At 63.4% G+C, this 26,211-nt stretch carries 26 protein-coding genes and 4 pseudogenes; 9 read left to right on the top strand and 21 right to left on the bottom strand.

Features of this window, described 5'->3' with window-relative positions; all coding sequences use genetic code 11:
- Positions 1-611 precede the first annotated feature (611 nt).
- Together AC07WT_RS12850 and AC07WT_RS12845 are read left to right on the top strand one after the other, a co-directional pair.
- Positions 612-1,439 (top strand): MlaD family protein, encoded by an 828-nt coding sequence (locus tag AC07WT_RS12850; protein WP_494947386.1) that lies wholly within the window; start codon positions 612-614, stop codon positions 1,437-1,439.
- A complete protein-coding gene (locus AC07WT_RS12845) occupies positions 1,436-2,044 on the top strand; it encodes an ABC-type transport auxiliary lipoprotein family protein (RefSeq protein WP_494947385.1) in 609 nt (202 codons plus the stop codon). The genes AC07WT_RS12850 and AC07WT_RS12845 overlap by 4 nt, the downstream gene beginning before the upstream one ends.
- Here AC07WT_RS12845 and AC07WT_RS12840 read toward each other — a convergent pair.
- Complete coding sequence (locus tag AC07WT_RS12840; protein WP_494947384.1) at positions 2,041-2,610, bottom strand: cytochrome b; 570 nt, start codon at positions 2,608-2,610, stop codon at positions 2,041-2,043. The genes AC07WT_RS12845 and AC07WT_RS12840 overlap by 4 nt on opposite strands.
- Between AC07WT_RS12840 and AC07WT_RS12835 the strand changes: the two genes are divergently transcribed.
- Positions 2,610-2,780: a hypothetical protein gene (locus AC07WT_RS12835; RefSeq protein WP_494947383.1), complete on the top strand. Its 171-nt coding sequence runs from the start codon at positions 2,610-2,612 to the stop codon at positions 2,778-2,780. The two genes, AC07WT_RS12840 and AC07WT_RS12835, sit on opposite strands and share 1 nt — an antisense overlap.
- Here AC07WT_RS12835 and AC07WT_RS12830 read toward each other — a convergent pair whose 3' ends face one another.
- The 3 genes from AC07WT_RS12830 to merR form a co-directional block, all read right to left on the bottom strand.
- Positions 2,781-3,440, bottom strand: a complete 660-nt coding sequence (locus tag AC07WT_RS12830; protein WP_494947382.1) for an NrsF family protein — start codon at positions 3,438-3,440, stop codon at positions 2,781-2,783.
- A gap of 1 nt (position 3,441) precedes the next feature.
- Positions 3,442-3,969 (bottom strand): sigma-70 family RNA polymerase sigma factor, encoded by a 528-nt coding sequence (locus tag AC07WT_RS12825; protein WP_494947381.1) that lies wholly within the window; start codon positions 3,967-3,969, stop codon positions 3,442-3,444.
- A 65-nt stretch (positions 3,970-4,034) separates the two neighbouring features.
- A complete protein-coding gene (gene merR / locus AC07WT_RS12820; RefSeq protein ID WP_494947380.1) occupies positions 4,035-4,433 on the bottom strand; it encodes a mercury resistance transcriptional regulator MerR in 399 nt (132 codons plus the stop codon).
- 73 nt (positions 4,434-4,506) lie between these two features.
- Here merR and AC07WT_RS12815 point away from each other — a divergent pair, with 73 nt between their 5' ends.
- From AC07WT_RS12815 to AC07WT_RS12805, 3 genes and pseudogenes are all read left to right on the top strand, one after another.
- Entirely contained in the window at positions 4,507-4,854 is a 348-nt protein-coding gene (locus tag AC07WT_RS12815) for a mercuric transporter MerT family protein (RefSeq protein WP_492593879.1), read from the top strand.
- A gap of 11 nt (positions 4,855-4,865) precedes the next feature.
- Positions 4,866-5,141 (top strand): mercury resistance system periplasmic binding protein MerP, encoded by a 276-nt coding sequence (merP, locus tag AC07WT_RS12810; protein ID WP_494947379.1) that lies wholly within the window; start codon positions 4,866-4,868, stop codon positions 5,139-5,141.
- 5 nt (positions 5,142-5,146) lie between these two features.
- A pseudogene (locus tag AC07WT_RS12805) lies at positions 5,147-5,365 on the top strand (GDCCVxC domain-containing (seleno)protein); the annotation flags it as partial.
- Positions 5,366-5,439: 74 nt separating this feature from the next.
- Here the strand turns inward: AC07WT_RS12805 and AC07WT_RS12800 are convergent.
- Positions 5,440-6,207 (bottom strand): helix-turn-helix domain-containing protein, encoded by a 768-nt coding sequence (locus AC07WT_RS12800; protein ID WP_494947378.1) that lies wholly within the window; start codon positions 6,205-6,207, stop codon positions 5,440-5,442.
- A gap of 41 nt (positions 6,208-6,248) precedes the next feature.
- Here AC07WT_RS12800 and AC07WT_RS12795 point away from each other — a divergent pair, with 41 nt between their 5' ends.
- Entirely contained in the window at positions 6,249-6,842 is a 594-nt protein-coding gene (locus AC07WT_RS12795; protein WP_494947377.1) for a peroxiredoxin-like family protein, read from the top strand.
- A gap of 110 nt (positions 6,843-6,952) precedes the next feature.
- Here AC07WT_RS12795 and AC07WT_RS12790 read toward each other — a convergent pair whose 3' ends face one another.
- The 4 genes and pseudogenes from AC07WT_RS12790 to AC07WT_RS12775 all read right to left on the bottom strand — a co-directional run bounded on the left by AC07WT_RS12790 (position 6,953) and on the right by AC07WT_RS12775 (position 9,888).
- Positions 6,953-7,996, bottom strand: coding sequence for a hypothetical protein (locus AC07WT_RS12790; RefSeq protein WP_494947376.1), 1,044 nt, complete (start codon positions 7,994-7,996; stop codon positions 6,953-6,955).
- Between the two features lie 69 nt (positions 7,997-8,065).
- A pseudogene (locus tag AC07WT_RS12785) lies at positions 8,066-8,194 on the bottom strand (DUF1259 domain-containing protein); the annotation flags it as partial.
- Positions 8,195-8,213: 19 nt separating this feature from the next.
- The gene (locus AC07WT_RS12780) at positions 8,214-9,473 is read right to left on the bottom strand and encodes an MFS transporter (protein WP_494947375.1); all 1,260 of its coding nucleotides are present in this window, start codon (positions 9,471-9,473) and stop codon (positions 8,214-8,216) included.
- Positions 9,460-9,888 carry a chromate resistance protein ChrB domain-containing protein gene (locus AC07WT_RS12775; protein WP_494947374.1) on the bottom strand — a complete coding sequence of 143 codons (429 nt, stop codon included), beginning with the start codon at positions 9,886-9,888 and terminating at the stop codon, positions 9,460-9,462. The genes AC07WT_RS12780 and AC07WT_RS12775 overlap by 14 nt, the downstream gene beginning before the upstream one ends.
- 60 nt (positions 9,889-9,948) lie before the next feature.
- On the opposite strand from AC07WT_RS12775, the gene AC07WT_RS12770 reads away from it, so the two are divergent.
- Entirely contained in the window at positions 9,949-10,155 is a 207-nt protein-coding gene (locus tag AC07WT_RS12770) for a hypothetical protein (RefSeq protein ID WP_494948467.1), read from the top strand.
- Here AC07WT_RS12770 and AC07WT_RS12765 read toward each other — a convergent pair.
- From AC07WT_RS12765 to AC07WT_RS12735, 7 genes and pseudogenes are all read right to left on the bottom strand, one after another.
- A pseudogene (locus tag AC07WT_RS12765) lies at positions 10,116-10,244 on the bottom strand (superoxide dismutase); the annotation flags it as partial. The gene AC07WT_RS12770 and the pseudogene AC07WT_RS12765 sit on opposite strands and share 40 nt — an antisense overlap.
- Before the next feature lie 23 nt (positions 10,245-10,267).
- Complete coding sequence (locus AC07WT_RS12760; protein WP_494947373.1) at positions 10,268-11,443, bottom strand: chromate transporter; 1,176 nt, start codon at positions 11,441-11,443, stop codon at positions 10,268-10,270.
- Entirely contained in the window at positions 11,440-12,417 is a 978-nt protein-coding gene (locus AC07WT_RS12755; RefSeq protein ID WP_494947372.1) for a chromate resistance protein ChrB domain-containing protein, read from the bottom strand. The genes AC07WT_RS12760 and AC07WT_RS12755 overlap by 4 nt, the downstream gene beginning before the upstream one ends.
- A gap of 575 nt (positions 12,418-12,992) precedes the next feature.
- Complete coding sequence (locus tag AC07WT_RS12750; protein ID WP_494947371.1) at positions 12,993-14,093, bottom strand: TIGR03118 family protein; 1,101 nt, start codon at positions 14,091-14,093, stop codon at positions 12,993-12,995.
- 92 nt (positions 14,094-14,185) lie between these two features.
- Positions 14,186-14,395 (bottom strand): hypothetical protein, encoded by a 210-nt coding sequence (locus AC07WT_RS12745; protein WP_494947370.1) that lies wholly within the window; start codon positions 14,393-14,395, stop codon positions 14,186-14,188.
- Between the two features lie 177 nt (positions 14,396-14,572).
- Complete coding sequence (locus AC07WT_RS12740; protein WP_494948428.1) at positions 14,573-14,989, bottom strand: cupredoxin domain-containing protein; 417 nt, start codon at positions 14,987-14,989, stop codon at positions 14,573-14,575.
- Positions 14,990-15,431: 442 nt separating this feature from the next.
- Positions 15,432-15,672 (bottom strand): annotated as a pseudogene (locus tag AC07WT_RS12735) (MerR family DNA-binding protein); the annotation flags it as partial.
- A 271-nt stretch (positions 15,673-15,943) separates the two neighbouring features.
- On the opposite strand from AC07WT_RS12735, the gene AC07WT_RS12730 reads away from it, so the two are divergent.
- Positions 15,944-17,098, top strand: a complete 1,155-nt coding sequence (locus AC07WT_RS12730) for a UDP-2,3-diacylglucosamine diphosphatase (RefSeq protein ID WP_494947369.1) — start codon at positions 15,944-15,946, stop codon at positions 17,096-17,098.
- Here AC07WT_RS12730 and AC07WT_RS12725 read toward each other — a convergent pair.
- The 5 genes from AC07WT_RS12725 to AC07WT_RS12705 all read right to left on the bottom strand — a co-directional run bounded on the left by AC07WT_RS12725 (position 17,016) and on the right by AC07WT_RS12705 (position 26,165).
- Positions 17,016-18,461 (bottom strand): efflux transporter outer membrane subunit, encoded by a 1,446-nt coding sequence (locus AC07WT_RS12725; protein ID WP_494947368.1) that lies wholly within the window; start codon positions 18,459-18,461, stop codon positions 17,016-17,018. The two genes, AC07WT_RS12730 and AC07WT_RS12725, sit on opposite strands and share 83 nt — an antisense overlap.
- Before the next feature lie 12 nt (positions 18,462-18,473).
- Positions 18,474-21,566, bottom strand: a complete 3,093-nt coding sequence (locus AC07WT_RS12720; RefSeq protein WP_494947367.1) for a multidrug efflux RND transporter permease subunit — start codon at positions 21,564-21,566, stop codon at positions 18,474-18,476.
- Positions 21,563-24,661 carry an MdtB/MuxB family multidrug efflux RND transporter permease subunit gene (locus tag AC07WT_RS12715; protein ID WP_494947366.1) on the bottom strand — a complete coding sequence of 1,033 codons (3,099 nt, stop codon included), beginning with the start codon at positions 24,659-24,661 and terminating at the stop codon, positions 21,563-21,565. Before AC07WT_RS12715 ends, AC07WT_RS12720 begins: the two co-directional genes overlap by 4 nt.
- Positions 24,662-24,742: 81 nt before the next feature.
- Positions 24,743-25,999 (bottom strand): MdtA/MuxA family multidrug efflux RND transporter periplasmic adaptor subunit, encoded by a 1,257-nt coding sequence (locus AC07WT_RS12710; protein ID WP_494947365.1) that lies wholly within the window; start codon positions 25,997-25,999, stop codon positions 24,743-24,745.
- The gene (locus AC07WT_RS12705) at positions 25,992-26,165 is read right to left on the bottom strand and encodes a hypothetical protein (protein ID WP_494947364.1); all 174 of its coding nucleotides are present in this window, start codon (positions 26,163-26,165) and stop codon (positions 25,992-25,994) included. Before AC07WT_RS12705 ends, AC07WT_RS12710 begins: the two co-directional genes overlap by 8 nt.
- Positions 26,166-26,211: the final 46 nt, after the last annotated feature.

Below are 26,211 nucleotides of genomic sequence, written 5' to 3'. Positions count from 1 at the left end.
GCCGTGTCTGGAGAAGTTCGTGCGACGGCGTCCGCCACACACACCGCGCTGAAGCGCTGGCGGACGGATTTGGCAAAGGCGGCCACACCGAGGAGTTTCATCGAAAGCAGCGACGGAAAACGCCCGCGAGCAAACGAGCGGCACCTCTGTTCCGTCTAGCCTTGGACAAGAAGCCGTCGACACGAATGATGACCGCTTTGAGGGCATATGACACATGGCAAGGCCCGTAGTTGGGCAATGAGCGCTAGTCGCGTCCACCGGAGATCAAGATGAAAACAACCAGACTATTAGCAGCATTCCTCATGGTTTTGTCGGTCACCTTAACGGGATGCCCATCAGACGCGAGCACGCATGGCGGCAGTGCGGCGTCGAGCAGTGGCGCCAGCAGTAGCAGCAGTGGTGGTGGATATTAACCACTACGGACGCGTCGCAAACTAGATGCCGTCAGGCTTCGGAAGCATACTTACGCCAGATGTCTGGACGGCCCTGGTCCGGCCGGATCCGAACCGGTGAGTTGGGCGGCACTGGCCAGTCGGTCATCGCGGATCAGGTCGGCACCGGCCCCAGGCCTACGTCTGGTGGAGTCAGGGTGGCCATGGAGGCGATGCACGATGAAAAACGATATCAACACGAAAGCGAGACTCGCGTTCGCGGCGTTCCTGCTTGTCTCGACTGTCGCTGGGGCAGGCTGGTATTTCTTTTCCGTAAGCCAATACGCGACCTATCAGATCTATACCCAGGAGTCGGTCTCCGGTCTCATTGCCGATGCTCCGGTCGAATTCCACGGCGTCGATGTGGGAAAGGTGAAAAGCGTCAGGCTGGTCAACCCGCATTCAGTGGGCATCGTGTTGAGTATCGACAGGACCGCGCCGGTTACTTCGGCGAGTGTAGCGACGATCACATCCCGAGGCCTTGCGGCACGGGGATTTACTGGCTACGTTTATATTTCTCTCGAAGACGTCGGCAGCGATTCCCGCCCACTGACCACACGACCAGGCGAGCCTTATCCGATCATACCGACGACACCTTCGAGAGCCGTGACACTCGATACGGCGATGAATCAGGTAAATAAAAATTTTCAGGTCGTCACGGAACTGCTGGAATCAATACTCGACAAGACGACCGTAGCTTCGCTGAAGCAATCAGCCGACAACTTGCAGCAGGTAACCAAAGTACTGGCGGACAATACCGGGAAGCTGAACGCTATCGTTGCTAACACGGAGCGTGCCAGTCATCGTTTTGAGCCGCTGCTGGAATCGAGCCATGACACCGTGACAGCGCTCCAGATGCAGATCTTGCCGGAAACGCACAAGGCGCTTTCCAACCTTGACAATCTGTCCAGTTCCGTCAATGACGTAGTGACCAGGATCAATCGAGACCCGTCAATCGTGATTCGCGGTGCGGTACCGCCGCCACCGGGGCCGGGCGAGCGGAAATGAAAATCGATATGGGCAGGGCGGCTTTCATCGTGCTATGCGTCGTCTCGTTGTCGGGCTGCACTCTCTTCTCGCCGGTCAGGATTGATACGAAAAAATATGTGCTGAACAGTATCCCGCTCGATCTGCCCAGCGAACAGACGCACTCCGCGACCCTGTTGGTCCTGGTCCCCGAGGCCGAGCCGATCTACGCCACAACGCAGATGGCGTATACGACCCAGGCGTATCAGGTCGCGTATTTCAGTCAGAATGAATGGGCGGAAACACCCGCGCAGATGATTCAGCCTTTGATCGTAGAGACGCTTCGACACACGCACTATTTCAGCGAGGTTCTGTCGCCCCCTCATTTCGGCCGCCACACTTTCGCGCTTCGCACCGAAATCCTGACGCTCGAGCAGGATTTCACTTCGGAGCCCGCGACGCTACAGATTGCGATGCGCGTCTCTCTGAGCCGCGAGGCAGTGAACCAGGTGATTGCGACGAGAGAATTGTCGGTGCGGGAACCCATGCGGGAGGGGAACGCTGCCGCAGGAGTTGCGGCGGCCAATGAGGCTATGGCAAAACTATTGCGGGAACTCGCGAGGTTCGTAATCGAGAAAGCACATTAAGGCAGCATTCTGCGTAAGGTGTCGTCCTTGAATACGAAATGATGCAACAGCGCCGCGCCCACATGAACGAATATGAGAACGATGAGCACGTAGCCCAACCATTTGTGGATGTCGATGAGTCGCTGAAACAGATAGTCGTCGCGAGCAAGGAAATCAGGCAGCGTGAAGAGCCCGAAAAACGATACCGGGATGCCAGCGGCGGAAGACATCAGCCAACCCGTCACCGGCAACGCGAACATCAGTGCGTAAAAGGAAAGATGGACGAATCGGGCCGCGATTTTTTGCCAGGCAGGCAGGTGTGCAACCAGTTGCGGCAGTATCTGGGTTAAACGCCAGGCCAACCGCACTACGAGTAGAACGAGTACCGACAAGCCGATCTCCTTGTGGTAGAGAATCAGCACGATCTTTTTCGTATCGAACCCGACATCGGGAAGCGTGACCATGTAAAGACCCAATGCCGCAAGTCCAATGACAAGAACCGCCATGGACCAGTGGAGCAGGATCGCGACCGCTCCGAAGCGGTCTTCGGTGTTCTCAATCGGCATCATCGCTCGGGTTCCGTTCATTGAGCATCGTGTCAGCGCAAGCCGGCGAAATCGCCGCCGAACTCATCGAGGTAGCTGCTGCGGGGCGGCTGCTGCACGATGAACCCGCTCGCCGCGGCGTCGAAAAACTCAACCCCCCACCCGACGGCGGGATCGGGCCGGGCGTCGCGCATAAGCCGGAATGGGCCTGATCAACGAAAGGCGCGCACCGTCCGCGGCGGCACCAGATAGCGCCGGCACAGCGTGAGCGTCGTCATGAACAGCAGCACGCTGCCGAATTGCCAGACGATCACCATCAACGCGGCGTCTTCCGTATGAAAGAGCCGCAGCGCCACGTTGGCGAACGCCGCAGCAGCCAGGCTGCCCCACAACACCGCAAAGGGCGCGCGCAGACGCGCGCCACGCCGGATAGCAAGCACCATCGCCAGGGCCGGGACAGCGCCGGTCATCGCAATGGCCGGCACGCACATGAGGTCGGAATGAAACCCCATCCCGCTCACTCCCAGGTGCACCCACTCGTCCCAGCACTGACGACCCAGGGTCGCCATCCAGAGGGCAAGCGGGGCCACGGGTGCCCACAGCTTCCAGCGCGGTTCGCCCGGAACGCACGTGACGAGAGCGGCCCACCCGGCCATTAACGCCGTGGCCAGCGATGCCAGTTCCTGCGTCAGGAAAACCGGATCGGCCAGCTTCGCCTGGAGATCGGGGCGGAGTCGCATCGCGATCACCATGAGGGCCGTGACCGGGACCGACACCGCGAGCCAGCGGAGCAGGCGCCAGGCGGGGGACAGCAGGCGTCGGACCGGCTTCAGGTCGGCGGCGAGCGAGTCGATGAGATCATCGGTATTCATGTCACTTCGTCACCAGCAGTAGATCGCGAAGCGTTTTCAACGCCCGATGTGTCGCCACCTTGAGTGCCGCAATGCTCATCCCGGTCGCCGCCGACGCTTCCTTGAGCGACATTTCCCTCTGCTTGAGCAGTTCGATCGCCTGTCGCTGGCCGGATGGCAGTGCGGCGATGGCCTTTCTTAGCGTGTCCTTATCCACCGGGGTCTCATACTCATCATTCGCCGGCTCGACCGGAAAGGTTACGTCGAGCATGTCAACCACGAGTTCTCTGCGGTTCGTCCGCGAGCGCCGCCTCACGCTGTCCACGAGGCGGCGCCGCAGGATCGCCATCAGCCACGGCATGATCGGGCGAGCCGGATCATAGGTATGACGGATCACGTGAATGGTCAGCAGCGTGTCCTGCACCGCGTCCTCGATGTCGGCAGCGCTGCCCGCTGGCCACCCTTGCCTGGCGAGGCGACGCAGGATCGGCGTGATCTCGTGCAGCAGGCGCGTGTAGCCTGCCTGATCGCCACGCTGGGCCGCAGCCATCAACGACGCCAAATGTGAATCGTCTTGATGCATCGCACAGGTTGTCCTCAGGGACGCCTCGGAAGTCAGTCGCGCTCGAGCACCTGAATGATCGGACATGCGCCCGCGGCGCTGCCGTGGTCGCATTGGTGAACCAACCCTCTCAGCGCCTCGCGCATGGCGGCAAGATCTGCCAGCTTGCGCTCGATCAGTGCCAGTTTTCGCACCGCGAGATCGCGCGTTTCAGCACACGCATGGGCGTCACCCAGTCGCAGCAGCCCAGTCACTTCATCGAGTGTAAAACCCAGCGCCTGCGCGCGCTTGACGAAGCGTACCCGCTTTGCGATCGCGCCAGGATAACGGCGATGCCCGCCTGGTGGCTTGGGGGGCTCATCGAGCAGGCCCCGGCGCTGGTAGTAGCGGATTGTCTCGACGTTCACGCCCGCCTGTTGCGCCAGTTTGCCGATTGTCAATTCCAGATTCATATGAACCCCTTGATTCCGTACCATAGTACGGAGTTTAGAGTATGTGTGAGACAACAGGTTCGGAGTATTCGGAATGCCGCAGTTCAGCGCGAAAAGCTCGCTTGTCGCCGGCGTACTGGCCGGTGTCGGTGCGTCGATATGCTGCGTTGGCCCGCTGGTACTGCTGGCGCTCGGCATCGGCGGCGCATGGGTCGGCAATCTGGCCGCGTTCACGCCGTATCGTCCGATCTTTATCGGCCTGGTGTTCCTGTTTCTGGGTCTTGCCTTTCGCACGCTCTATCTCGTCCCGCGACGTTGCGCGCCGGGTACTGCTTGTGCAGCGCCGCCTGTCGTCAGGCGGCAACGGCTCGTGTTCTGGATTGTTAGCGTGCTGCTGATCGCGCTGCTGGCTGTGCCATGGCTCGCGCCGCTTTTCTATTGAGGGGAGCCGCCATGCGTAAATTGCTGATAGCCGTATTGCTTTGGGTACCGCTCGCGGTATTCGCAGCCGGCACACAGACCGTCGTGCTGGACGTGCAAAACATGACGTGTACGCTATGTCCGATCACGGTCAAGGCGGCGCTGGGTCGTGTACCCGGTGTGAAGGGCGTGAAGATCGACTTCGACAGGAAAACCGCAACCGTGAGCATCGCGCCGGATAAGACCAATGCTGCAGCGCTCATCAGGGCGACGACCGACGCCGGCTATCCGTCCACGGTGCAAAGGTGAGTGGCATGACGAGCGAAGCCGTTTTGGAGTCTGTCCTGACGTGCCCGCGCTGCGGCTTTGCCAGGCGAGAGACGATGCCAGTGGATGCGTGCCAGTTCTTTTACGAGTGTGAGAACTGCAAGGCGTTGCTGCGTCCGAATCCCGGTGATTGCTGTGTGTTCTGTTCATTTGGCTCGGCGAAATGCCCGGCCGTGCGGGCGCGGCACGAGGGCTCGGCAAGCAGCGGCTGTGAAAACGATAACTGTATTGATCGCGGAGGCTGCGCTGGGTGGTCTGATGATGGCAGGCGGCAATGTCTCTAGTGCCGGCGTGCTGCCACTGGCGCGTGGCCGAACTGGCGCGAATACGCACGCGAGAATGCAGCGGCGCTACCGAAACCGACCCGCAGCGCAGTGGGTTTGACGCGGCCGCCTTCCTCCAACGCCCGCCGGGCGAGCATCAGACGCCAGCCAGTGAGATATGCGCCGGGCGTCGTGCCCACGGTGTCGCGGAACAGCGCCATGAACCGGCTGCGCGACATCCCGGCGAGCGAGGCCAGGTCGTCGATGCGCCAGGCTCGCGCGGGCGCATCATGCATCGCGACCAACGCCCGATGAAGCGCCGGATGGGAAAGTCCGGCGAGCAGTCCCGGCGCCGTTGTCCCGGCGTCGATCGCATTCCGCAAGATCATCAGCACAATCACCTCACACAAACGGCTGAGCGCTGCGTCGCGACCGCAGCGTGTGTCCAACGTCTCTTCCACAAAGGCGTCGGCGATGGCGCGCAATGTCGATGACTCGTCGAGGGTCAACGTCAATCGATCCGGCAGGGCGGTGACGAGCGGATTTGCCGGGCCGCCGAAGCTGATTGAGACCGCGACCAGGACGTCGTCTTCCGACTCGCGCGTTGCCTGCCCGCGTGCGTAAAAGACGAGCTGCAGCGGCTGCCGGTGAGGGCCGGCAAGGACGACCAGCTTCGCATCGCCGTGCGGCGCAGCCGGCGCGACCGGATGGACCGAAAAGTCGAAAGCCTTGAAGAAGGCTGATAGACGGTCGCATTTTGCTGGAGTGAATGGACTTTCGATCATGCTATTTGGACGTTTCATGTTACAAAGTATGGGAAAGTTCAATGTGCGCGTCAACCATTTCCGTCCTTCTTCAGCAATCACATGAAAGGAAGCAAATCATGCCTGTTCCCCGTCAGACAGCCCCCGAACTGATCGTCGAGACGCTTGACCATGGGCGCTTCAGTCTCGCACTTGACATGCCAGCCCGCATGACGCTCATCTGCTTTTATCGCGGCCTGCATTGTCCGATCTGCGCAACGTATCTCAAGGAACTCGAACGTCTGACACCGGCCTTCGCCGAGCGTGGCGTCACGACCATCGCCATCAGCTCGGATAATCAGGAACGCGCGCGCCAGATGGGGGAAAAGATTGCGGCCGGAAACCTGCGCGTCGGCTATGGGCTGCCGTTGGCCGAGGCGCGCAAATGGGGCCTCTATATCTCCGCCTCGCGCGGCAAGACCTCGATCGGCATCGAAGAACCCCCGTTGTTCTCGGAGCCCGGAGTGTTCCTCGTCAGACCGGACCGGTCGATCTACTATCTCTCAGTGCAATCGATGCCTTTCGTGCGGCCGAACTTCAGCGAGCTGCTCCAGGCGCTTGATTTCATCATCAAGAACGACTATCCGGCCCGAGGCGAATACGTGGGCGTGGTGTAAGCGGTTGGCATAAAAAGCTCGGCTTCGCCGCTGCGACACTTGCGACGGAGATGCGCTTCAGGCGATATCGAAGCCGACCGTCCTGTGCGCCTGACCGCACCGCGATGGCTTCAGCCTTCAGGTTGCATGATGCGCAATATCGTTCGCCCCCGAACATCCTTGAGCGGGAAATAGGCGCGGTGCGTCGCGCTATCCACCGCGACGACATGCGCATTGGGACCGACGTGGCCGTCGCCGATCTTCGACACCTTGCCTGCGTCGGCTTCGAACATGGAGACGATTCCCGCCTCTCCGGCGACGTAAAGCAGGTGCTGTTGCGGGTCAAAGGCGAGCACATCCGGATCCTTGCCGACATCGAACGACGAGGTGATATGCATCGTCCGCATGTCGAGCACCAGCAGCTTGTCATTGCCTTCGCACGCGATGAAAGCGAGCCGTTGCTGCGGCTCGATCAACAGGCCGTGGTTACCCCGTGCACCCGGCAGGTCCGTCCGCGTGATGACCCGGTCGGTGGCAGGGTCGATCTCGATCAGTTGCCGTCTCGATTGCACGTTCACAAAAATGTGCCGGGAAACCGGATCGTATTGCGTATTGCCGATTTCGCCACCGAGCGGAATCGTCGCGATCCGGGTGTTCGAGCGAACGTCGATCACCGTCTCAGTCTCACCCGTTTCATCGGAAACATAGAGCTTGTGCGCATCCGGCGCGTAAGCCATGCCGTCCGGGTAAACGCCGCCAGGCATGCGTGCGGTGATGTTCAGCGTGGTTTCATCGATCGCGACGATTTCATTCGAGCCGGTGGCTGACGCATACACGCGTGCCAGCTCGGGAATCGCCAGTACGCCGTGCACGGAGGCCACGTTCGGAATCCGGGCGATCACACGCGTAGCCCGCGTGTCGAATACGACAATCTCGCTGTCGCCCAGATGGGCGATAAACAGGAGGTGGCGATCGGGATCGACGCTTGCGTAGTCGAGCCGCGTCGGCCGTCCGCCCAGCGGCACGTCGGCGACTCGTTTCAACGGCAGGCCGGCTATATCGGAGCCGTCGTCCGCACCTGACGCTGCGAACACAAAGGACCCCAGCGCGACCGCGATAGCGCACGCGACAAGGACCAGCCAGCGAGCAGAAGGCCGGGTGTGAAGTGCGTTCATGACACGTGTGCTCCGTTACGCCTACCGTCGGCGATCGCAGACTGCTGCCAGACTTGCGTCGCGGTAGCGCTATCGACGGACGCCCGCTTGCGCATCGAGGGCGCTCTTGACGCCCTTCGCGAGGTCGACGGCCCGGCCTTTGCCCCAGTAATGCAGGAACAGGATGCGCGGCTGTTCTTGTGTCATATGCTGATGGATCGTCGCCGGGATGCGAATTTCAATCAGTGGGTTTCACCCGTCGGAATGCCCCCAGCAGCGCGAGGTCATAGCCAATCTTGAGCAGCCCACAGGCGACAAGCGGCACGCCAATCCAGCCGACAGCCAGCAGCGCGCCGGCGAGCGTGGGCGCGAGCGCTGCCGCCAGGCTTCGCGGTACCGCCGTGAAACTTGCCGCGGCCGGACGCTCGGGCGGCGTCACGACCGCCATCACGTAGGCGGTCCGGGTGGGCACATCCATTTGCGACAGCGCACTGCGTGCGAGCAACAATGCCAGGGTCAGCGCCAACGAAGGGGCGAACGCAGCAGCGATCAGGCAGAGGCTGGCCGGGATATGGGTGAACACCATCGTGTTCAGCAAGCCGATCTTGCGAGCCAGCGGCACTGCGGCGAGTTGTGAGCCTGCGCTCAACAGGCCCGCCCAGAAGAAAAACTGACCCGCTGCACCGAGCGAAAGGCCGAAGCGCTGCATCAGCCACAGTGCCAGCAACGAGTTCACGAGCAGGCCGCCGGCAAACGCGTCCACGCTGAAGAGCAGCGCGAGGCGAGTGACGATCCCGCGCGACGGGCCCAGCGGCACGCCGCGTGATCCGGCGGACGACGAGCGCTCGGGCAACCTGCGATAGAGCAACAAGAGCGCGGCACCGACGAGCGCGTAGACGATGAACATCGCACGCAGTGCCGCGAGCCGTGACAGCCCCCCATGCGCGATGAGCCAGTCCGGGAAAGCTGCCACTAGCGCACCCACCGCTGCAGACAGCGCGCCGACCAGACTGTAGCGCGCGAATAGAGCAGTGCGGGTACCGGTGCCGGCCGATTCGGCGAGGCGTGCCTGTTCGAGCGGGAGGAACAGGCTGACGTCCCCTGAACTCGGATTGAGCGTCCCGACGAACGCAACGATCAGCAGCGGCCAAAGAGAAGACAGGCCGGCGAAACCGAACCCGGTCGCGGCCATCAGGCTTGCCGCCAATGCGAGCATGCGACGCAGGGGATAACGATGGGCGACGATACCGACCAGGATGGTCGCGAGGGCCGAGCCGATCAGCGTGGCGCTGCTGACCAAACCCACGTCCAGCTGGCTGAAACCGAGCGCGAGCAGGTACGCCGGCAACAGCACGGCGATAAATCCGTCGCAGAAACCGCGCAACCCGCGGCCGATGAGCAACGGCAACGCGCTCGCGTCCGCACCGGCGGGCAGCACCAGGCGCGACACCGCGCCGCGACGTGGGATTGAAGCCGCTGCGTCCCTAGGTGCGCGCATCGCCCTGACACCACGCATACAGTGCGTCGTAGACGACCATGCCATACCGCAGCTGTTCGTGATCGTCGGCAAAATGGCGCGACAGCCCGACAGAAATTGCGTAGAGGCCGCTCGATTCAGGAGCGAGGTCGAGGCGGCTGGTGTCCGCCCCGCGCACAATCCGCGCGAGTTTCAGCAACGCGGGATCGCTCAGCTGGTACTTATGCAGGAATGCGTCGAAACTGCACAGCTCGCCGTGGTGCCCCAGTTCGACGTCCGGCACGTCATACGGGATTGCACCGGTCTCGTGCGCCACCCGACGCACGTCATCGCGAGACACGTAAAGGAACTCGGCGTCCCTGTCGATGAAATTGACGATCAGCCAGGGACAGGCGATCCGATCGACCTTGGGACGTTCTCGGGTGATCCATTTCATGATCTTTCTCCGTGTAGCCGTGTAGCCGTGTAGCCGTGTAGCCGCGTGGCCGCGTGATGTGTGAGTCGGCATCAACGGCGTTCAATCGTCGTCTTCTTTACCCGTGTCGGCGGCAATCATCTTGCCGCCTTCGTCGATGAGCAGCTCCTGCTTCTGGTTGCCAGAACCGAGCGTGACGGCGTAGCGCGTTGCGCCTTTAGCGGTCTGCTTTTCGATCTCGCCGACACTGCGGTGATCGCGTTCAGGCGTTTGACGGCGCTGCCGTAGTTGTTCTCGTAGTGACTGACGATCAGCTTCTCTGACAAGCCTGTGAGCCTGGCGGGATCGCAGGCCAATGGCTTCATCTGGCAGGTCATGAGCATCTCCTCCTTGAACAAGATCAATGGTGGATCAGTGAATGGGCCACCAACCCGATGAGTGCTGCACCTGCGACAATCACCGGCTCCTGCAGCTTCCTGAAGCGCCACAGCAGCAGGACCGTCGCGAGCGCGAGCACAACGGTCAGCCAGTCAACGATGGAGCGCCGCGCGATGACGATCACCGAGCCGGTGATGGCGCCCACGGCGGCCGCCGTGATGCCGTCGACGAACGCCTTGACGGCGGGCAGCTTGCCGTACTTCTTGAAGTACGGCGCGGGCAGCACCGTGAACAGGTAGCAGGGCAGGAAGGTCCCGAGTGCGGCAACGCAGGCGCCGCCGAATCCCGCGACCAGATAACCGATGAACCCGACCGTGATGACGACCGGCCCCGGCGTGATCATCGCGACGGCGACTGCATCGACGAACTGCTTGTCGTTGAGCCAGTGATGTTCAGTCACGACGCCACCGTAGAGGAACGGCACGATCGCGAGTCCCGAGCCGAACACGAACGCGCCCGCCTTGGTGAAAAAAAGGGCGATCTGGCCGAGCAATGACAGATCAAGCCCGCTCAGGACGCCGCTCATGCCCGGCGCCTGCGTCACTGCGAGCGCATTCAGTCCGCCCTTGTGCAGCCATTTCGGCGGCGCCCGCCAGAACCAGTTGAGCAGGCCGCCCGCGATAAACAGCCACGCGATTTCGGATTCGGTGACAACGGTCACGACCGCGAGCGTCAGGTAGATCGCCCACAGGAGCCTGTTCGTGCCGATGGTCTTCGTGGTCAGCTTGTACGCGCTCATCGCGATGATTCCGACCACCGCGGCGCCCACGCCATAGAACACCGCCTGCATCCAGGAGAGGCCGCCGAACCGGGCGTAGGCCCAGCCCAGCGCGACGACCATCAGGAACGAAGGCAGGACGAAGGCGAGACCGGCCAGCGTCGCACCGACGACGCGGTAGTGGACGTAGCCGAGGTAAATGCCGAGCTGTGCGGCGAGCGGCCCCGGCATCATTTGAGCCAGCGCCAGCCCCTCCTTGTAGTCCGCTTCGCTGATCCAGCCCCGGCGCTCGACCAGGTCGCGGTGCATGTAGCCGACCAGCGCCACCGGGCCGCCAAACCCGAAGGTGCCGAGGCGCAGCATGTAAAGAATCAACTGGCCAAGCGTATAGCCCGGCGCGGCCGTAGTGGTGGTGGTCACGGGCGCCCCCCGGCGTTGGTTTTTGTGCTCGCCACAAAGTGCGCGTGCAGCGAATCAAGCACGCGACCCATTTCATCGAGCAATTGATCGTCGTCCGACGCGCGTTGACGTGCGCCGGCCATCACCGCTTCGAAGCCGATCGCCTCGGGCACCGGTGCGCCGCCGACATCGAGTACGTGGACCAGTTCGCCAAGCCGAAGGAGGCCCGCATCCTCATCGAGGCCGAAGCTGGCGAGCAATACCTCGAACGTCACGCGATCGCCCACATGCGTAAAGGCGGCACCGTCGAAATCGAATCCGAGCACGTCGGGCGGGCAGGCATCCGGCGAAGCCAGCCAGAGGAAGCGTGCCTGCGGATCGATGAAGCGGCGGATCAGCCAGGCGCTCGCGACGCGATCAACCCATAGCCGTTGCCGGGTCGCCCACGTCCGGGCCTGATAGTCGTCGCGCCGTAGGGGCCGAATGACCCGCTCGTCCGCGTGCGGCTCGCCAGGCGACAGTACGGTATCCGCGAGGGCCAGAAAATCTTCCCAGGCAACCTCCGCGTTGGTCGACGCCGCGCCAGGAAAGTAGTCGATCATACGGATCGCGTCATAGTCCTTGCCCAGGCGGCGCAACAACCGGGTGACTTCAGCCGGCGGGAGGCCTCCCAACGTTTTCCGCGCGGCGCCGAGGGACGCGAGAAATGTTGCGTAGTCGTCGTTCCGATCGAACAGTGCGCGAAAGTCCGCTTCCTGCGATGCGTCCATGCTTTGCGCCCGCAACAGATGCGCAGTGCCGCCGGCTTCGTCGATGCTGCCGGCAAGTTCGCGCAGCATGTCCTCACGCTCCGCGGTATGCGGCAACAGGTAGATGCCGTCACGCAGCACGGCGCATCCCTTCGCTTTCAACGCCCGCCACGCCCGCATGCGCGCGGTGGCGTTCTCGGTGGGAAACGTCAGGACGAGCAATGACCAGGTAGTTAAAGTATTCATGTAACTTAAGCTACATCTATGTAGCGTAAGTTACAAGTAATTATTTGCTCGCCACGCCCAGAGTGGCTGATCGTCGTTCATGCAGCCGTAGCTGCGGTGGATTTGTACTCGTGGTGATCACAACGTAGGGCACGTCACGCACGGAGATCGTGTTCTTGCGAAGGGCTCCTGAGCTGCGCTGATCAACAGTCGCCTGCACCATCGCTGCATACTCACGTACGAAAACGATCGCTATAGACCTTCCCCTAACTGCCATCTGCGCGCGATGTGCGCCCACTGGCGAACCGCGGACGCTGATTTCGGCTTCCCCTTTTCTTCGAGGCGGCAGGCGAGGAGTTCAATGAACGCGGGCAAATCCTGCGTGCCCTGCAGCGTCACAAACTCCTCGATGGTTTCGTCAACCGCTGTCCTGTGCGAGGCGGCCGACTGCGTACTGCAGATGTAGGAGCTACCCCGCGCCAGCTCGACGGAATATGCGACCCGGCAACGGGTCATATCGGCCGCTGAAAGAGGTTTTCTTCTGACAGTCGCCACATTCGCTCCGGCTTTTCAAAGGCGCTGGCCCAGTTCTCCTGTTACTGCAGGTCGATCCGGCCGAACACGCCGTCAGCCTCGTCATTCGGGCCGGCGGCAAAGAACAGCGTATTCACCGGCTGCGCGTTGATCCCGTTGCCGAACGCGAGTCCCCAGATTCCATCCTCCACGATCGGCGAGCCGTTCTTCTGTCTCAGTTGCCCGTGGAGATTGCCACTGTTCCGCTCGTACGCGTTGATCGTGCCGTCGCCGAAATTGCCGATCAGCACGTCGTTGCTGAATGGGCCGAAGTTCGGTGGCGCCTGAGCGATGCCCCACGGTGCGTTCAGCGGCCCGCCCGTCGCAAAGCGCTGCAGCATCTGGCCGCTCAGATCGAATACGTTGACCAGGCCCAGGCCCGCGCCTTTCACGTCGTCGTGCGCGTTCGCGTCCTGTTTCGCGTAGGTGACGAAGATCTTCGAGCCGAACGCCTGGATCCCGAAGGGCGCGAACCCGGCCGGCAACGCCGGATCCGTGAATGCGCCCGCCGGTGTGACGCGCTTGAACGTCCTGTCGAACATGTCGACTTTGTTGTTGTGGAAGTCCGCCGCGTACAGGAAACTGGCCGTGCCGTTGTTTGCCAGTGCCAGCCCCTTGTAAACCGCACCGCCGTTGCCGTCATCGAACTCCGTCAAGGCGGCGGTCAGGCTGACTGCGGGCGACCAGGCGGTGATTGTGCCGCCCTCGCCCGCAAAAATGAAGGCGGCGGCACCTGTCTTGCCGCCTGCGGTGATCATGAAGTCCTGCGTGCCGCTGAATACGATGCCGGTCGGATTCGCCGGCCCGTTGCTGCCGGCCGGAATGCTGACAACCAGCGACTGCGCGACGCCGTTGCCGTCGTACAGCGTGGCGACTTGCGCGCCGTTGTCCGCGACCCAGACAAAAGCGGTCGGATTGAATACGATGCCCCACGGGTTCTTCAGGTGGGGATCGGTGTGCGGCGCGGCCACCGCGCCATCAGAAACCAGCACTGTCGCCTTGTAATGGCTGCCTACGATGCCGTCCGAATGGCCGCCACAGGCGGCCAGGCTGCCTAGCGCGACGACCGCGACGGCCGCCGCACAGCGCGCGACGGCACGCGCGCCCGGGAAACGCATCTTCATGGCTGAGACCTCCCCAGCGTGCGACGCACGCTGCGCATTCGCTGTTGATAGTCTTAAACGAATGCGCTGTCCCGGTTATTCCACCCATCACGTCACAGTTTGTTCGGCAGCGGCGCGTTGAGTGCGCGCGCCCCGGCACGCGCGGCGACCAGCTTGCACGACGCCACCGGCAAGTCGGCAACCACCGCCATGAAGACCGTACACCCCCGTGTCTCTGGCGACGTGGTCGCGGCCGTCAGTCGATTGTCGCCTCGAGCGTCGCCCAGACCTCGCGGATGAAGCTGACCGTGCATTCGACGCATTGCGCAGGTCAGTCGGCCCCTCGATATCTATCGCGATCAGGTCAACGAGTTAGTGGCGCACTTCATCGGTCTCGGCACGCTTTCAATTCGGCCCGAGGACACGATCGGCGCGCACGGATAGACGCCATTGCGGCTAAGCGAAACGTGGCCGATTAAAGAACGGTTGACCCAGGCCAGTCAGGATGTGACGACCAACGATGTATGCATGCCCATTGAGTAATGGCCGGACTTGTTGCACATCAGTACGTAGCGACCGGGTGTCAACTTGAGCGTCAAACGCTTGTTCTTGCCGGGGGCCATATCTTCCGCCTCTCCCATTTTTTTGAACCGGCTCTCTGGCACGTGTCCCCTATTAACTGGCAGTCTGCCGGCGGCCAGGTCCGTTTTTAGCACGACCAGTTCATGTGTCAGGTTGGTGTCCGATGCGTTACTTACCTCGAAAGTGATTGTGCCCGCCTTGACGCGACTAGCATCAAGCTGGATCGCGTTGTCGAGGAGCGTGATTTTTATCGTCGAATTGGCGTAACCAGGGCTCCAAACGAGGCCGAGCGCGACCATACCAAGGAAGATTGCGGTGCGTGGAGCAGAGATCATCACGTTGTCCTCCGCAAATCACCCGAGCATCCGCGCATGGCTGATCGCCCTATGCAAGACGCCGGCGCCACGCGCTTCATTGCTCAGGTCTGGACGCAGCAATAAAAAGCGACATGCTGTCTTCGCGGACATCTACATGCGTCATTAGCTGACATCCGTGCGTTGCTCACGTCGCCGTACGAGTCGTAGTCGTCGCAAGAGGCAATGAAGTCAAGGCCCGAGTGCGGTTCGAGGACTGACCGCTCCGCCCGTCTGCTCACTACGGTACTAAAACGTCATCGCAGCGGGATTATTCCTATGTCCGCGCGATATTTTTATGTCCGTCGCTATGCGATGAAAATGCAGCCCGGTCGGTGACGGACCAAGTGAATCGGAACTGTACGTACGCGTTTCGGGGATCCATCAAGAGCGGACTTTGTCGGACGCTAAGACCGGATAGCCCTTACCAGGCATCGATGTCGCGTAGTTCTTCGCCTCGCTGCAGCGACGCAATCAGCGGACATGACACGTTGTCCGTGCGCGAATGACACGCGCGCACAAGCTGGGTCAGCACGGCCTCCATGCGCCCGAGATCGGTGAGCTTGTCCTGTATGTCTCTGAGCTTGTGTTCAGCGAAACTGCTCGCCTCATCGCAGCGCGTCATCTTCCAGTTTCAGCAGGTCCGCGATTTCGTCGAGGCTGAAGCGGGCAGCTCATCTGGTCGACATTGCACGTACCCGCCGCCGTCTAATTGCGCTTTCTGACCGCCGGTCACAGCTTAAGGTCTGAACAGCAAATGATCGGGGTTTATCTGCCGGAGTGGCGTGAGCGACCCCGGATCGTTAAGCAAGACTTAAGTGTGGCCCACCTAGGCTGTCGACAGGCGATCCGGTGGATCGCCGATTCGCCCAGATGCGTCGGTGCCGTTTTTGGGATCAGGTATCACGCGCTAACGGGCCGTTTCGGGAGAACCGTATGATTTGGGTTGGCGAACGTCCCGCCGTCCAGCGGACCAGCGCGCGTGAGCTACGCGCAATACTTACACTTTTGCATTCTTGTGGTTTCGCGATTGAGCGTGGGGAACCAGACGGTCCTGCATCGATCGCCTGCGAGGCCGAGGAGCCATCACAGCAGAAATCCGGCTCGCCGGGCTCAACCAGTGCGGCTCGTCGCACGACGTGTCAAACGGATGATGCCACCAGCGTGCAGCCGTGCGAGGCGGCGGCCACGTCGGCGAGGACCGCACAGGTCCGTGTCAGAACGCTGTTCCTTTCCAATCTTCATCTCGGCACGATGGGCTGCCAGGCGGAGCTGCTGACTGATTTTCTGCGCCACTACGAGGCAAGCACGATCTATCTGGTCGGGGATATCATCGAAGCCCGGCGTCTGACGTCGGACCGGCCCTGGTCCGAGCGACATCGCGGCGTCGTGGCGGAACTGCTGACGAAGGCACGCAACGGCACCCGCGTCATCTACGTGCCGGGCAACCACGACCGGTTGCTACGGAGGTACGCCGGATTCAGCTTCGGCGGGATCGAGATCGCTTTGCGCGCTGTCCACGAAACCGCCGGCGGACAGCGTTACCTGATCACCCACGGCGACGAGTTCGACGCGGTGTTGCGGCACATGCCCTGGCTGGCTGCTTTTGGCCACGTTACGTATCACGGATTGTCCGCCCTCAATGCCACCCTGAACGTGGTCCGCCGCAGTCTGGGTCTGGGTCACTGGTCGTGCTCCGCCTGGGCGAAGCACGAGATCAAGCGTGCAGTCAGCTACATCAGCCAGTTTGAAGAAAGCCTCTTCGCGCAAGCCCGGCGGCACGGTGCACAGGGCGTGGTGTGCGGGCATATTGATCATGCTGCCGACCACGATCTGGGCGGCCTCCGCTGCCTCAACACCGGTGACTGGGGCGAATCCTGCACCGGCCTTCTTGAACATGAGGATGGCCGCTTCGAGCTTGTGCGTTGGACCGGGGCGGCACAAACGCGGCGCCGGCGCGACGGCCTGCTGCGCGCCCGTCAGGCTCCAGGCAGGCGAGCGGCAGCGCCTACATGGCTTTCTGGCCTAATGCGCCCCGGGCAGTCTCGCTCTGCTGCCCGGGCTCGCTCCAACCTCCGCCGAGCGCCTTGATCAGAAGCACGCTCGCGGTCAGGCGCCGCCCCTGGATATCCACCGCGGACCGCTCGTTGGCCAGCGCCGTGGCCTGCACAATCACCACGTTAAGGTAACTCACCGTGCCCGCCTTGTACTGATTGGCAGTGAGCACCACCGACTCTTGCGCGGCCTTCACCGCGCCGTCCTGGACCCGCGCCTCCTGTTCCAGGAGGCGCACGGCCGCCAGATTGTCCTCCACCTCCTGGAAGGCGCCGAGGACAGTCTGGCGGTAGCTGGCGACCGTGGCGTCGTGGGCCGCCACCGCCTGGTCGCTCAGGGCGCGCCGCAAGCCGCCGTCGAAGATCACCTGGGCGATGGCACCACCGAGAGCCCAGAAGCTGCTGGGGGCCGTGAACCAACGGGCGAAGGCAATACTGTCGTAGCCCGCGGAGCCCAAAAGGGTGATGGCGGGAAAGTAGGCGGCCTTGGCAGCACCAATCTGGGCGTTGGCTGCGGCCACCCGCCGCTCCGCTCCGGCGATGTCCGGGCGGCGCTCCAGCAGGGCCGACGGCACCCCGAAGGGGATCGCCGGCAGGTTGGCGAGGAGGGGCGCCCGCTCGACAGCAACGTCGGCCGGCGCCTTGCCCACCAGCAAAGCGATAGCGTGCTCCAGCTGGGCGCGCTGCACGTCGATGTCGATCACCTCGGCCTGGACAGTCTTGAGTTGGGTCTCCGCCTGGGCTACGTCTGCCTTCGTTGCCACGCCCGCTGCATACTGGTTGCGCACGAACTGGAACGAGCGCTCGTACGCCGCCACGGTGCGCTCGAGCAAGTCCTTTTGGGCGTCTGCCGTCCCCAGCAGGAAATAGTCCTGGGCCAGGGCTGCCTGGGCGCTGAGGCGTACCGATTCCAGGTCTGCTGCGCTAGCCTCGGCGTTGGCCTGGCTCGCCTCCACCTGTCGTCCCACGCGGCCCCACACGTCCGCCTCCCAGGAGGCATCGAGGGAGAGTCTGTGATCGGTGACGGTGGTGGAGCGCTTGGTCGGCGTCGCAGGGGAACGGCTGCGAGTCACCGAGATGTCCCCCGTCACGAGGGGGAAGTAGCTTGCCCGCGATGCTTGCACGATGGCCTGGGCCTGGCGGAACTGGGCCTCCGCGACGCGGATGTTCAGGTTGGAGATGTCCACCTGGGCTTCCAGCGCATTCAACCGCGCATCGCCAAAGATCTCCCACCATCGGCCGCGGGTGAGGTGGTCCGTGGGCTGGGCGACTTTCCAGCCCGCGGCCTCCTTGTAGGCGGCAGGTGCTTCCACTGTCGGGCGCACATAGTCGGGGCCGACCATGCAGGCGGAAAACACCGGCAGCACGGCAAGCAGCAAAATTCTTGTCCAGCGAACCATGGTCAAATCTCCTTATCCCTCGCGCGCAACGCTTGAACCGCGTGTGCTCCATATCCCGCGGCACCACAGACGGAAGCGATCGAGATAGAGGTACACGACTGGCGTGGTGTAGAGGGTGAGCATCTGGCTCACCATCAGCCCGCCGACGACGGATATCCCCAGAGGGTGGCGCAGCTCCGCCCCTTCGCCGCCGCCTAGAGCCAGGGGCAGGGCGCCCAGCATGGCGACCAGGGTGGTCATCATGATCGGCCGGAAGCGCAGCAGGCAGGCCTGGAAGATCGCCTCCTCGGGGCGCAGCCCCTGGCTGCGCTGCGCGTCCAGGGCGAAGTCCACCATCATGATGGCGTTCTTCTTGACGATGCCGATCAGCAGGATCACGCCGATCAGGGCCATGATGGTGAATTCGCTCTTGAAAGCGAGCAGGGCGAGCAGCGCCCCCACCCCGGCCGACGGCAGGGTGGACAGGATAGTGAGCGGGTGGACGTAGCTCTCGTACAGGACGCCCAGGACGACGTAGACGGTAACCAGCGCCGCCAGGATCAGCCAGGGCTGGCTTTCAAGGGAGGCCTGGAAAGCGCGGGCCGTGCTCTGGAAGCTACCGTGGACCGAGCTTGGCACGCCGATGCGGTCCATGGTGTCGTTGACGGCCTTCACCGCATCGCCCAAGGACACGCCGGGCGGCAAGTTGAAGGAAATAGTGCTCGCTGCGAACTGCCCCTGATGGTTGACCGCCAGCGAAGTCGAGGTCGTCTCGTAGCGGCCGACCGCCGTAAGGGGTACCTGCTGGCCGGCGGGGCTTTGCATTTGCGCCTGCTCCAGGGCGCTCGGCCGCTGCCAGTGTTCGGGTGCCACTTCCATCACCACATGGTATTGATTGAGCTCGGAATAGATGGTGGAAACCTGGCGCTGGCCAAAAGCGTCGTACAGCGTGGCGTCGATCAGGCGCGGGGTGAGTCCGACGCGGGCCGCGGTGGGCCGGTCGATCACGATGCTGGTCTGCAGCCCCTTGTTCTGCAGGTCGGTGTTGACGTCGGCAAGCTCGGGCAGCGCTTTCAGGGCGTGCTCGATGCGAGGCGTCCAGGTCACCAGATCGCCCATCTCGTCGGCCTGGAGGGTGAACTGGTACTGGGCGCTGGCTTGCCGGCCGCCCATGCGGATGTCCTGCGCAGCGCGGAAGTAGAGGCTCGCCCCCGGCTCCCGGGCGAGCTTGTGCCGCAGTCGTGCGATCACCTCATCGGCGGACATCTTGCGCTCGGCAAGCGGCTTGAGGGTGACGAACATGGAGCCCGAGTTGCGCTGTCCACCGCCGGTGAAACCTTCCACGTTTTCGACTGCCGGGTCGCTGCGCACGATCGCCATGAAGTCGGCGAGCTTTTGTCGCATCGCCTGGAAGGAGATGCCTTGGTCCGCCACGACATGGCCCACCAGCCGGCCGGTATCCTGCTGAGGGAAGAAACCTTTGGGCACGACCGTGTAGAGGTAGACGTTCAGGCCCACAGTGGCGGCGAGCAGCGTCATCATCAGGCGGGGATGGCGCAAGGCCCAGGCCAGGCTGGTCCTGTAGTGCGCCAGCAGCCAGGAGAAGGCATGTTCAGCGCCGCGCATCAGACGCCCGGGTTGCGGTTGCTTGCGACTGCCAAGCATCCTGGCGCACATCATGGGGGTCGTGGTGAGAGACAGCAGCAGGGAGATCAACACCGCTACGGACAGGCAGACGGCGAACTCGCGAAACAGGCGGCCGATGATGCCGCCCATCATCAGGATCGGGATGAACACCGCGATCAGGGACAGGCTCATGGAGAGAACGGTGAAGCCGACTTCCCGCGCCCCGCGCACGGCGGCCCGGAAGGTGGGCATCCCCGCCTCGATGTGGCGCGAGATGTTCTCGAGCACCACGATGGCGTCGTCCACCACGAAGCCGGTGGCGATGACGAGGGCCATCAGAGACACGTTGTCCAGGCTGTAGCCGGCGAGGTACATGGCGCCGAACGTGCCGATCAGGGACACCGGCACTGCCACCGCCGGGATCAGGGTTGCCCGCACGTTGCGCAGGAAAAGGAACACCACCAGGATCACCAGCGACACCGAGATCATCAGGGCGAGCTCCACGTCGCGGAGCGAGGCGCGAATGGTGGGGGTGCGGTCCATCATGACGTCCAGGTCGATCGCGCTGGGGATCGAGGCACGCAGCACGGGCAGCAGGGCGTTCACCCGGTCCACGGTCTCGATGATGTTGGAACCGGGCTGCCGGTACAGGATCAACAGCACCGCGGGCTTGGCGTTGGCAAGACCTGCGTTGCGCAGGTCCTCCACCGAGTCGGCCACCTCGGCCACGTCGGACAGGCGCACCGCCGCGCCATTGCGGAAGGCCACCACCAAGGGGAGATACTCGGCCGCTTTTTTCGCCTGGTCGGAGGCGCCGATCTGCCATTGCCGCTCGCCTTCCTCGACGAAGCCCTTGGGCCGGTTGGCGTTGGCCGCCCCGAGCGCCATGCGCACGTCCTCCAGTCCGATGCCATATTTGCTCAGCGCCGTGGGGTTCAGTTCCGCCCGCACAGCCGGCAACGAGCTGCCTCCGACGTCAACCTCACCGACGCCTGTCAGTTGCGACAGCTTCTGCGCCAGGATGGTGGAGGCCGCGTCGTACAACTGGCCGCGCTCCATGGTGTTCGAGGTGAGCGCCAGGATCATGATCGGCGCGTCGGCCGGGTTGACCTTGCGATAGGTGGGGTTGTGCGGCATCGAGGGTAGCTGCGCGCGGGCCGCGTTGATGGCTGCCTGCACGTCTCGCGCCGCGCCGTCGATGTCCCGGTCCAGGTCGAACTGGAGGGTAACGCGAGTCTTCCCCAGAGCACTCGACGAGGTCATCTCCGTTACCCCGGCGATGCGCCCGAGCTGGCGCTCCATCGGTGTCGCCACCGTGGTTGCCATGGTTTCGGGGCTGGCCCCGGGCAGGTTGGCCTGTACCGAGATGGTCGGAAAATCCACCTGGGGCAGGGGTGAGATGGGCAGCAGCGGAAAGGCAGACAAGCCGGCCAGCGCCAGCCCCAGGGTGAGCAGGGTGGTGGCGACGGGGCGGCGGATGAAGACGGTGGAGAGGCTCATGCTTCCTCCCCCATGTCCTGCACGCCCCGCACTGCCGCGTACTGTCGCGCCAGGCGGCCCAATGCCAGGTAGATCACCGGTGTGGTGAACAGGGTGAGCACCTGGCTCACGAGCAGTCCGCCCACCATGGTGATGCCCAGGGGCTGACGCAACTCCGCGCCCATGCCGGTTCCCAGCATCAGGGGCAGAGCTGAGAGCAACGCCGACATCGTGGTCATGAGGATGGGCCGGAAACGCAGCAGACAGGCCTCGTAGATAGCCTCCCGAGGCGACTTGCCCGCGTTGCGCTCGGCGTCCAGCGCGAAGTCGATCATCATGATGGCGTTCTTCTTCACGATGCCGATCAGCAGGATGATGCCGATGATGGCGACGATGCCGAGATCGTTCTTCGAAACCATCAGGGCGAGCAGTGCCCCGACCCCGGCCGAAGGCAGGGTGGAGAGGATCGTGATGGGATGGATGTAGCTCTCATAGAGAACCCCAAGCACGATGTACACGGTGACCACGGCCGCCAGGAGGAGGAACGTTTCGTTTGCGAGCGCCCCGCGGAACGCCAGCGCTGCGCCCTGGAAGCTGGTCTGCACGCTTGGCGGCACGTTCATCTCCTTCTGGGCCGTCTCGATGGCCTGGACCGCATCGCCCAGTGAGGCCCCGGGTGCGAGATTGAAGGAGAGGGTGGCGGCGGGGAACTGGCTCAGGTGGTTGACCGACAGGGGAGCGTACCGCTCGGTGACGTGGGCGACTGCGCCAAGGGGTACCTGGGTGCCGCTGGCCGAGGTAAGGTAGATGCCGTTCAGGGCGCCGAGTCCCTTCTGGAACTCGGGCCCCACCTCCAGCACGACCCGGTACTGGTTCGCCTGGGTGAAGATGCTGGACACCAGCCGCTGGCCGAACGCGTCATAGAGGGCGTTGTCGATGGCCGCCGGGGTGATGCCCAGGCGGCCCGCGGTGTCCCGGTCGATGGACACGAAGGCCTGAAGTCCCTTGTCCTGCAGGTCGCTGGTGACATCGGCGAGCTGGGGCAGGCGAGACAGGCGCTCTACCAGCCGCGGTACCCACTCGGCCAGCTCCCCGGGATCAGTGTCCTGTATGGAGAACTGGTACTGGGTCCGGCTCACCCGGCTCTCGATAGTGAGGTCCTGCAGGGGCTGCATGTAGAGGGTGATCCCCCCTACGTGGGCGAGCTTCAGCTGGAGGCGGCGGATCACTTCCAGGGCGCCGTCCCGTTCTTCCCGGGGTTTGAGGTCGATGAGCAGCCGGCCGCTGTTGAGGGTGGGGTTGGTGCCGTCCACGCCGATGAAAGACGACAGGCGTTCGACCGCCGGATCCTGGAGGATGACCCCGGCCACGGCCTGCTGGCGCTCGGCCATGGCTGAAAAGGACACGGACTGGGAGGCCTCGGAGATGCCCTGGATCACGCCGGTGTCCTGCACCGGGAAGAAGCCCTTGGGGATGTAGATGTAGAGCAGGACGGTGAACACGAGGGTGGCCGCCGCCACCAGCAGAGTGGTCCCCTGGCGGTCCAGGACCCAGGTGAGGGCCCGGCCGTAGCGCGCGATCAGGACATCGAACCACTGCCCGGTGACACGGTAGACCCGTCCCTGTTCGGCCTCCGGCCGGTGGCGCAGGAGGTTGGCGCAGAGCATGGGAGTGAGCGTGAGGGACACCACTGCCGAGATCAGGATGGAGACCGCCAGGGTGATGGCAAACTCCCGGAACAGCCGTCCCACCACTTCGCCCATGAACAGCAGCGGGATCAGCACCGCTACCAGGGAGAAGGTGAGGGAGATGATGGTGAAGCCGATCTGCCTCGAGCCCTTTAGCGCTGCCTTGAGGGGCGGCTCGCCCTGCTCGATGTAGCGTGTGATGTTTTCGATCATCACGATGGCGTCGTCCACCACGAAGCCGGTGGCGATGGTGAGCGCCATCAGGGTGAGGTTGTTGATGCTGAAGCCGGCGAGATACATGACACCGAAGGTGCCCACCAGGGACACCGGCACGGCGACGCTGGGGATGAAGGTGGTCCTGAGGTTTCTGAGGAAAAGGAAGATCACCATGACCACCTGGGCGACGGCCAGCAGCAGCTCGAACTGGACGTTCTTCACCGAGGCGCGGATGGTGACGGTCCGGTCGCTGAGCACGGTCATGTCCACGGCCGCGGGAAGCGCCCCCTGGAGCTCGGGCAGCAGGCGCTTGATGCGGTCCACCACCTCGATCACGTTGGCGCCCGGCTGGCGCTGGATGTTCAGGATCACGGCGGGCACTTCGTTGCGCCAGGCGGCCAGCCGCGTGTTCTCGGCGTCATCCGCCACTTCGGCTACGTCGGACAGGAGAATGGGCGCGCCCTTGCGGTAGGCGATTACCAGATGCGCGTACTCCGCGCCGGAGCGTAGCTGGTCGTTGGCATCGATGGTTGAGGCGCGCTGCGGGCCGTCGAAGCTGCCCTTGGCCTGGTTGACGTTGGCGTTGCCAATGGCGTTGCGCAGATCGTCCAGGCTCATCCCGTAGGCGGCCAGGGCCTTGGGGTTGGCGCGGACGCGCACCGAGGGCCGCTGGCCGCCGCTGAGGGTGACGAGGCCCACGCCGAGGAGCTGGGAAATCCTGGGTGCCAGCCTGGTGTCTGCCAGGTCTTCCACCTTGAACAGGGGCAGGGTCTTCGAGGTGAGCGCCAGGCTGAGGATCGGCGCGTCGGCGGGATTCACCTTGCTGTAGATCGGAGGGGCGGGAAGGTCGGTCGGGAGGAAAGTCCCGGCCGCGTTGATGGCCGCCTGCGCTTCCTGCTCGGCCACGTCCAGTGCAAGTTCCAGGCTGAACTGGAGGGTGATGACCGAGGCTCCGCCCGAGCTGCTGGACGACATCTGGTTGAGTCCGGGCATCTGCCCGAATTGGCGCTCCAGGGGCGCGGTGACCGAGGTAGTCATCACGTCCGGGCTCGCGCCGGGATAAAGAGTAACCACCTGGATCGTCGGGTAGTCTACCTGGGGCAGCGCCGACAGCGGAAGCATCCGGTAGGCAACGACGCCGGCAAGCAGGATCGCCACCATCAGCAGCGAGGTGGCGACGGGGCGAAGGATGAAGAGGCGCGAAGGGTTCATGCTAGTTCCAGTTCATGTCACAAATGGGCGCCGATGGTTGCCATACCGTCGGAAAGCATCGGGAGCGCCGGACGGGACGCCTTACTGGACAGCACTCGCCCCTTCACTGTCTCGCCGGTGTTTCGAGCCCTTTCCCGAGCCCTTTCCCGACCGGTGGGGGACCTCCTTCTGGCCGGCGCCCTGGGTCGGGAGCTCCACCGTCGCCCCTTCCCGCAGCTTGTCGGCACCATCCACCACCACCAGCTCGCCGGGAGCGAGGCCCTTTTCGATAGCGGCGGTGTCGTCCTCGGTAGGGCCGAGCTTTATCGGGCGCACGGTGACGGTCCTGTCCGCCTTCACCACGTAGACGAAGGTGCCATGTGCGCCTCGCTGGATGGCCGCCGTTGGCGCAAGGATGGCGCTGTGGCGCGTCTCCACCCGCATCCGGGCGTTGACGAACTGGTTGGGAAAGAGGGCGCCATCCTCATTGCTAAACTGGGCCTTGAGCTTGACCGTGCCGGTGCTCGGGTCGATCTGGTTGTCCACGGTCAACAGGTTGCCGACGGCGAGCCTGGTGCTCCCCTGACGGTCGTAGGCCTCCACCGTCAGGGTCTCGTCCTTGCGCAGGCGGGCGAGTACCGGCGGCAGGTTGTCCTCGGGCAGGGTGAACACCACGGTGACGGGCTGGAGCTCGGTGATCACCACCAGACCATTGGTATCAGAGGCATGGACGATGTTGCCAGGGTCCACCTGGCGCAGGCCCACCCGCCCGGATAGTGGCGCGGTGACGCGGGCGTAGACGAGCTGCAGCCGGACGTTGTCAATCTGGCCCTGATCCATCTTGACGACGCCCTCGTATTGCCGCACTAGCGTCTGCTGGGTGGCAAGCTGCTGCTGGGAGAGCGAATCCTGGGCATAAAGGGTGCGGTAGCGATCGAGGTCCACGCGCGCGTTCTGGAGCAGCGCCCGGTCGCGCGCGAATTGCCCTTCCGTCTGGGTGAGCTGGACCTGGAAGGGGCGCGGGTCGATCTCCGCCAGGAGTTCGCCTGTCTTGACGATCTGCCCTTCGCGGAACAGCACCCTCATGAGCTGACCATCCACCCGCGTCTTGACCGTGACGGTGTTGAGGGGCGTCACGGCGCCCAGGCCACTCACGTAGACGTTGATGTCCCCGGCCCGCACCGTCGCTGCCACTACCGGCAGCGCACGACCGCCTGGGTGGCCCTTCGTGCCGGGGCCTTGTTTGGCCACAGGGGATCCTGGGAAATACAGGTAAGCGCCTGCTCCAAGCAGGCAGAGCGCCGAGAGCAAAATTGCGCGTCGTCCCAGCGGCGCCAGACGGGTTCGCGATTTATTCATGGAGAATCGCTCCTTGCTCTGCGTGTGCCGCCCGGCCGGTCAACCCGCTGCCAACGGCAAAGTCGATGCCGATCGTCGGAGTCTTCATTCGTAGCGTAAAAATACGCTCGCAACGTGCCATGCATTTAGAAATGCTAAGGGCTGCTGCAAACAGTTGGTTGCTCATCATTGCGCTCCCGCGGGCCTGGTCCATCTCTAACCGTGTTGCTATT

It is taken from the genome of Paraburkholderia sp. GW821-FHT02A12, from assembly GCF_059422005.1.
This window is presented reverse-complemented; position numbering and strand designations above follow the sequence as displayed.